General features: G+C 61.5%; 4 protein-coding genes. All 4 read right to left on the reverse strand.

The genetic code is table 11. The features are described 5' to 3' along the window. Window positions 1-218 precede the first annotated feature (218 nt). Window positions 219-416, reverse strand: coding sequence for a hypothetical protein (locus JNL55_RS22760; protein WP_293859398.1), 198 nt, complete (start codon window positions 414-416; stop codon window positions 219-221). A gap of 118 nt (window positions 417-534) precedes the next feature. Beyond that, a complete protein-coding gene (locus JNL55_RS22765) occupies window positions 535-2397 on the reverse strand; it encodes a peptide MFS transporter (RefSeq protein ID WP_293859401.1) in 1863 nt (620 codons plus the stop codon). Between the two features lie 3 nt (window positions 2398-2400). Beyond that, window positions 2401-4818, reverse strand: coding sequence for a TonB-dependent receptor plug domain-containing protein (locus JNL55_RS22770; protein WP_293859404.1), 2418 nt, complete (start codon window positions 4816-4818; stop codon window positions 2401-2403). A 144-nt stretch (window positions 4819-4962) separates the two neighbouring features. Further along, on the reverse strand, window positions 4963-5466 hold a 504-nt coding region (locus tag JNL55_RS22775), incomplete at its 5' end, for a LysR substrate-binding domain-containing protein (protein WP_293859406.1).

The following is a 5466-nucleotide window of genomic DNA, read 5'->3' on the forward strand; positions in this document are numbered from 1 at the left end:
ATCTCCGGCCAGCGGTCAGTATCACGCTGATCTGAGGAAGGAGTTCACTCAGCGCATCGAGACGCTGCTGGCTGAGGAAGCGGCAGTTCAGGTGAGCGCGGTGCCTGCGTCGAACACGGCGGCGGTGGCTCAGAACTCGCAGTAGTCCACTACTGCTGCAGGTTCGTGAAGTTCGCGCCCGGCCTGACAGCTGGGCGCGAATTTTTTTGTTTGGGCTATCAGGCTGAAATGGATTTTCTGAGATCGCGCACGAAGGCACTATCGACTGCGAATTGGGGCGAGCGGCCTTCTTCATAGAGCGGCCGCCAGGCGTTCCAGTCGATGTCGCCGTCGTTCACGTTCGGCAACACACCGCTGAAATCGTAGCGAATGATGGCCACCACGCTGGCCCGCCACTGAACCCAGGAATACAGCATCGTCACTCTCATCTTCCCGTCCGGGAAGCTGTCTTCGTCTGCTCGAATGTACCCAGAGCGAGTTATCGAGTCAGTCGTGAGCGGGTAACGAGGCGGTCACTGCCCGGTTATGTCGAGTTCAGCGCGCCGGTTCGGCCAGCCAGCGCCGAACCCACGGATTGATGGCCAGGAACACCACGCCGCAGGCGATGCCGGCCCAGCCGACGTACTCGAATACGGCGACCGAGGACTGCAGAGCGCGCTCTGGGCTCAGCACACGGCCGGCAACGGTTTCGGTGCCGGCGAACGAGGCGATCAACGCACCCAGGAACTGTGCGATCGAGGAGGTGAGCAACCACACCGCCATCATCGTGGACACCAGCATGGGCGGCGATAGTTTGGTGAGTTCCGCCATGCCGACCGGCGAGACGAATAGTTCGCCGGTGGTGTGTAGCAAGTAGGTGAGGCCGAGCACGAACAACGGCACACGGAACTGCTCGTCCGCCAGCGTCAGGCTCATCACGATCACCAAGAAGCCCAGGCCGACTTGAATCAAGCCGTAGCCGAACTTCGCCACCGGGCCCGGTTCCCAGCCGCGGCTGCCCAGCCAAGTCCAGAGCCACGAGAACACTGGCGCGAAGATCAACACGAAGGCCACGTTGAATGCCTGTACCTGACCGGCGGTAAGTGTCGTATCGATGAGCACGTTGCCAGCGGGCTGGCCGTCCGCGACAAACATTTCTTTCGTGCCAAGGAAAAACTGAGTGCCGAACAAGTCGAACGTCACCGGGCTGGTCAGCAGTCGCAAATCGGTGTTGCGATCGGCGAATAGATTGAGCGAGGTGCCGGCTTGCAGGAACAGCGTCCAGAACACCACAGCACCCGCCACCAACAACAGCGCAACGTACATGCGTCGTCGTTGCAGCGGATCGCAGTGAAGGAGCGTGTAACGCAGCACATAGGCCAGCGCGCCCACCGAGGCAATCAGCAATACCCAGCCGACCAGCTCGTTACGTTTCAACAGCAACACGACAGGAACCAGCGCGGCCAGCGAAGCTAGATAGATGAGCCATTCGCGATTGATCGGGCCGACTACACGCTGTGTGAGCGCAGCCGGGCTGGGCGGCTCACCGTTGCCTTGCAGCCAGCGTTGACCGAGGACGAACACAACATAGCCCAGCAGCATGCCGACGCCAGCCAGGCCGAAGCCCCATTGCCAGCCGTAGGTCTCGCCGAGATAGGCGCACAGAATCGCCGACCAGAAGCCGCCGAGATTGATGCCGAAGTAATAAAGCGTGAAGCCGGCATCGCGACGCGGATCATCGGGCCCGTACAGCTGACCGACCAGCGTCGACACGTTGCCTTTGAGAAAGCCCACACCCATCGCGATGAGCGCGAGCGCGGTGTACAGAATCCATTCGTAGAAAGTCTGCCGTGAAGCCGACAGCTCGTAGTCGCCCGGCGCCAGCACGGAGGGGAGTTGGCTCGAGCCATCGACGCCTTCGACGCGCAGCGCGCCGCTGCTTTCAGGCACGAGCTTGTGTTCGCTGTTGCCGGCAACCAGCACTAAATGACGATTCGAGCCGGTGCCCTCGGATCTCACATCGAACGACTGGCCTTGGTAGGAGAGGCTCTGCTGCGCCGGCGGACCTTCGACGGCCATCGACAGGTGACCTGCTACCAGCAGCAGCGCGCCGAATGCCACCGCTTTTCTGGCGCCGAGGTACTTGTCGGCAAGCACGCCGCCGATCAGCGGCAGCAAATACGCGAGCGTCGTGAACGAGCCGAAGTGGTGGCTCGCGCTCTCATCCGAGAATAGAAAGTGCTGGGTGAGATAGAAAATGAGCAGGGTGCGCATCCCATAGAAAGAGAAGCGCTCCCACATCTCGGTGAAAAACAGAATGAACAACCCGCGGGGATGTCGCCTGGCGATCTGGACCGACACCGGAATGGCGGTCGCGACGGTGAGCAACAGCCCCGCGAGAACGATGGCACTCAGCATGTATTAGAAGCTGGCATTCAATGTCAGATAATAATAACCGCCATTGCCGCCGGCCGGTGCTTGCAGATCGTAATTGTTCATACCGCGGAAGCGGTTCGACGCCCGCGGCTCGTCCGGATACTTGTCGAACAGATTGACCGCACCGACGATGGCACGCAGATGCTCCGTGATGCCGACGCCGACCGACAGGTTCGCCACCCATTGCGGATCGAAGGTCTGATCGTTGGCTGGGGCCGCGGCGGTGAACTTGTATTCGCCGTAGCGGATCGCGCTGGCCGTGACGTCGAAACGTCCGCCAGTGAAGCGCACCGTGCCGATGACCTTGTCCTTCGGGGTCCAGGACGTGAGATAGCCTTGCGACTGCCGACCCACCAGCGTGAGGCCTGCGCCCGCCAGCTCCGGAGGATTCGCCTTGATGCGTGTGATCTCGTTATCGTTGTAGTTCGCCGCCAATGAGAAGTCCCAAGCACCAGCCGACTGAGTGCGCAAGGAGTAGCGTGCGGTCACGTCAACTCCGCGAGCGCGCGTGTCAGCCTGATTGGCGAAGTACGCGGCACCAGTGACATCCGTCACGCCGTTGGCGGCGAGGATGTTGGTCACTGCTGTGCCCAGTAGCGTATCGATGGGCAGGATCACATCCGAGATGTCGATCTGGTAGCCGTCGATGGTGATGGACGTGTTCTCGGTCGGCGTGATGACGAAGCCGAGCGAGTAGTTGGTCGACTCTTCCGGATCCAACTCGGACGCGCCGAGTGCTTGTGCAACCGGGCTGGTCACAGGATAGAAGCCGCGCGTGGCCACGTAGGGCGGGTTGCCGTTGGTCGGATACACCCAGCTCGCCGTCGTGCTGGACGCGCCGATCTGACCCATCGACGGCGCCTTGAACGCGTTGCCGATGCTGGCGCGAACGGCGAAGGCCGGCACGAAGTCGTAACGCACCGAGACCTTGCCGGTGGCGGTCGAGCCGAAGTCCGAATAGTCCTCGAAGCGGCCCGAGATGCCGGCTTGGAATTTTTCGGTGAACTGCTGTTCGAGTCCAACGTAGAAGCTGGTGATGTCGCGGTCGAACTCGCCCGCATCCTGCGGCCGCAGGCCGGCGAAGTCGGTGGAGCCGGGCGCAGGCAAGCGGCCCACGTTCGGGCCGTCGGCTATGGTCACGCCGCCGTTGGCATACGACGCATACTCGCCGGCTTCGATCTCGAACTCTTCCTGGCGCCAGCCGAGGCCGGCGGACAGAGTGAGCGGCGAGCTCGCGTAGCCGACGTTCAACTCTTTGACGTAGTCGAGTTGCACGGTGCGCTGTCTGCTGAAGTAAGTGCCCAGATTGAAGTTGGTCGGCGTGTTGACGCCGAAGCTGGCGGCCTGCGCATTCTTGAACAGGTTTTCGTTTTCACCGTCGCCGTACTGAACGCTGAAGTCGAAACGTCCGGCGTCGCCGGCGTCCCAACGTGCACCGGCAGTGACGTCGAAATTGTTGAAGCGGTAGATCGGATTCGCCATTTGCCCATCGGGGAAACGAGCGCGAACATTGCCGTCGGCGCGCGGTGTGATTCGATACAGCGCGATGGCTTCGCGGCGGCTGTAAGTGCCGAAGCCATAGGCGGTGACTGCATCGCTCAATGGGATTTCGGTGTTGAACGAAAAGTTGGCGGCTTCGGTTTCGGGATTGCCATAGAAGCCATAGTCCTTGTCGGCCGTGGCTTCGCGAGGATCGCCGGCGAAGTAGTAGGTCAGGATGTCGAGGTTGTCGCGATCAGTGCGTTCACCGGTACGGCCGCTGGCCGAGAAGTTGATGAAGCCGTCCTGACCGATGGGCAGCGTGTACCAGCCTTCGATGCCTTTGGTTTCGCCGTCGCCTTCGTAGTACTGACCGAAGGTCGTCGAGACCGAACCGCCAGGCTCGTTACCGCGCAGGATGATGTTAACTACGCCAGCGATAGCATCGGAGCCGTACTGAGCGGAGGCGGAATCACGCAGGATCTCCACTCGCTGCACGGCCGACTGCGGAATGTCGTTCACATCCACTGGTTGTTGGCCGCGGCTCCACTCGGTGCCGAAGCTGATCTTCGGGGTGACCGTGCGACGCTTGCCATTCACCAGCACCAACGTGTTGCCTGCTGGCAGGCCATGCAACGACACCGACTGCGCGAGACGCGCGCCGATGACGCCACCGGTTTCAGCAAAGCTGATCGACGGCGACAGCGAGCGCAACGACTGCACCAGCGACAGCGAGCCGCTGCTGGCAAGCTGATCCGCCGATACGACGTCGGTTGGCACAGCGCTGTCGATGGCGCTGACATCGGACCGGCGGGTGCCGGTGACGATGATTTCGGTTACGTCAGCAGCGTCGGCTGCGTGACTGTGCAATGGCAGTGCGCAACCCAAAGACGCACCCAGAGTCATCAACGTTTTCAACTTCATGATCCAATCGTCTCCGCGCCCGAGCGCTGATCGTTATTTTGTATGCTCAGGGAGCCACAGCGGCGCGAGACTCGCAATAACATTCAGGTTTGCCGATTGGCCGGCGTCGTTTTTTCGTCACACGGAAAAAGCGCCCCAGTTGCACTACAAGCGAGCGCGTCCCGCAGCGATCAACCACTGGCGCAAGCGGGCACCGTGCGGCTTATCCAACGCAGCGGCACTCCACGCCAGAAAGTACGGCTCACGCAGCGGCAACGAATGCTCGAACGGTGTGACCAACCGGCCGGCTTTCACGTCGGCTTCGATCATCGATTGCTGAGCTAGCACGAAGCCGCGACCAGCGGCCGCCGCAGCGATGGCAGTGGTCGACAACGAGAACGACATGCCGATGGACAACACCGGTGTCGGCACGCCCAGGCTGGCGAACCATTCCTGCCAAGTCGGTGGCTGCGAAAACTCGGGTTCCCAAACGATATCGATCAGCGGGAAGCTCGCCACACTGGCCGGCGATGAAGCAATCACATTGCGTAGAAATGCCGGCGAACATGCGGCCGTCGCGCGATCGGTAAACAGCTCAACGACGCGGCGATGCCGGTTCACGCGATGGCCGTACGAAATCCGGAAGTCGACTGCTTCGTTGTCCAGATT

It is taken from the genome of Steroidobacter sp. (assembly GCF_016790065.1).
In the GTDB taxonomy this organism is placed as follows: domain Bacteria; phylum Pseudomonadota; class Gammaproteobacteria; order Steroidobacterales; family Steroidobacteraceae; genus Steroidobacter.